This window comes from Endozoicomonas sp. SESOKO3, assembly GCF_024606255.1.
Genome location: NZ_JAHHPR010000274.1, coordinates 1 through 2,389, shown reverse-complemented (window position 1 = coordinate 2,389; position 2,389 = coordinate 1). Strand labels below are relative to the sequence as shown.

The 2,389-nt window shown below is 47.8% G+C and carries 1 protein-coding gene; it reads right to left on the bottom strand.

The window, feature by feature from the left end:
• The coding region (locus KDK18_RS05075) for a hypothetical protein (protein WP_257253657.1) at positions 1–2,228 on the bottom strand (2,228 nt) is incomplete at its 3' end.
• Positions 2,229–2,389 lie beyond the last annotated feature (161 nt).

The following is a 2,389-nucleotide window of genomic DNA, read 5'->3' as shown; positions in this document are numbered from 1 at the left end:
TTTTCATCATCAAAGACTTGTAGCAGTGCCGAACCATCTGGCTCCAGGGCAATGGTTGCCAGGGTTTCATCAGGTAATCTGCAGGCTTTGAGCTTATTCAGGGCATTGCTCAGACGATAGATGCCCCGTGGTTTCAGCAGTGTGCTTTCAAGGCCCAGCTCAGCTTTATGCGTTCGAAAAAAATCCAGTTGTGGCTGTTCGCGGACAAAATCATGCCAGTCTTCTGTGGAACCAGGCTGTTGTTTCAGAAACTTGAAACGGCGATAACCCTGAGGTACCTCTGCGGAAGGAAAAGCCAGACTGCGACCGTAAATTTCAATATTCCCGCTGTTGATCAACTCCGCTTCCCAAAGCCCGGACATTTCCGGCACCGTCTCTTTTGGGTGTTTCCTGTTAAATTCAGCCACCTCCCGGAGGAAACATTCGCTATAAAACCTGTCTGGATTAAGTGCACACCCGGCACCAACCCCAAGGGCAATCAGATGCCATGGATAGAACTTATTGCGATAATATAGGTCGCAGCGCCGTTCAATAAACAGTGAGTCGCGATCATCAGGTGTTGCTGACAGGTGCTCAAGTAGTTTTTTTTGTATGTCCGGAGAGACAACCCGGAGCACCTGCGCAGCATATTCAACCGGTAAACCGTTCTGATGTATTAACCTGATAAATTCCAGTGTTTGCTGCTCATCCCGTAAAACGTCAGGGTGATGCTCAAAATAGTTGATCACTGGCTGAAGTGACTGTGTTGCACGGGGTGGGGGCTTGTGTCTTAGTTGTGCGCCATATGAATACTCAGCAGAGCGCAAGCTGACTGCTTTGAAAGTAGACGGCGGCAGGGATTTAAACAGTTGCAGGAACTCAGTAAACCAGTTGACATTCAAAGGGCGTTTTCCGTCTAAATGTTCCTTCATACAATCAATGAGATGGCCAGAAGTGGTTAGCTTGATCAGAGCGCTGCGCCGGGTTCTGGCCAGTTGACTGTCATCCTTTCCGGATAGGTGTGTTGAGGCTAATTGCGCACAGTGATGTCGGTATAAAAGCAACAGCGGTGTTGCGCCGCTGTGGTCCTGTTGATTAGCCAGAATTCTGGCGGGCAGATATTCAAACAGCTGGTCATAACGGGGGAGATAAGCCTCCAGACAGTGATATCTGCATAATTCGCCGTTAGAGTAACTGCTCGGAAGTGCTGTCGCCATAAGGTGCAGAATATTACTGCCGTTATTAAATGTCTGATTAAGAATTGTGGGTAAGGCGCCTGCCAGCAACCGCTTGAACAATTCCCGCTGGCCCAGGATAAAGGCACAGACCAGAAGCTGTTCCCGCTCCTGATGATCCAGCTTTTTCAGTGCTTCCAGAATCAGCTTTTCATGCCTTTGGGCATTCACCTCCAGCATACAAAGTTGCAATATGAAAAACTCTGAACCCAGTGCCGTGGTGATGGTCTGGCAGAAATCCTGTGACGTCTGAAGGTCGCCATGTCTGATGTCCAGTGATTCGAAAATAGCGGTTATCAGATAGGGCGCTGAACCATCGGAAATCCGAAGAGATTGATTAATTTTTGTTAGACGAGGGCAACGTTGTTGTGCCATCTCACTCATAAGCTCCCGGGCTGTTTCCTGCAGTTGCCCCGGGGTAAGGTATCTGTCCAATATTGCCATAAAGTCCGGATCAGCCCTGCACATCATTGTTTTGGCAAGGTTGCCAAGAAGTCTCAGCACTGTTTCATGGCGTGTGTTACCCAAGAGTTGCTTTAGTAATTGGGGAGGTATATTGATTGTACAAATCATCCAATCAGCATCAAGTCCCAGCCCCAAATCAGCCAGCGTTTGCAGAACGGAAATATTTTCGGGAAGGGTAATATCGCTGACAAGGGTTTTGATCAGTGCTTGCAAGGAAGACAGATAGAATCTTTGATTGTCCCCGGGATGGTCCTTACTCAACCTTTTAAGATCATACTGGGCTTTATCTATCTGTTCTCGCAGCAATTTATTACCAAATGGAATGTCAATATTGCCTATTGCATTCTGAACCCGGGATACCCATTCACGACGCTGGTCGAGATTGGAAGTGATGTGCCGCTGGTGTAAAGAGCAACCGGAGGACCCACCCGATCGAGCCGTTTGATTGCTCAAACCCGAAGTGGGCACATTAGAGGAAACATCTGTTTCCGGAACGGTGCGACTGAACAGGTTAAAGAGAGTAGCGCGGGACATCCATGGCAGCATCATTCATTCCATCAATAATTTGTTTTCTGAATTTTCTAAATCTTCAGACCAGCAAAGTTTGATTTGGTTCAAAATCATCCAGAAAACATCGCCAGCGGTGTGAACTTTGTTTACCAAATTGAGCGGAAAGCCCCGTACTTCTAGTTCGGGGATGGATAGCTCGC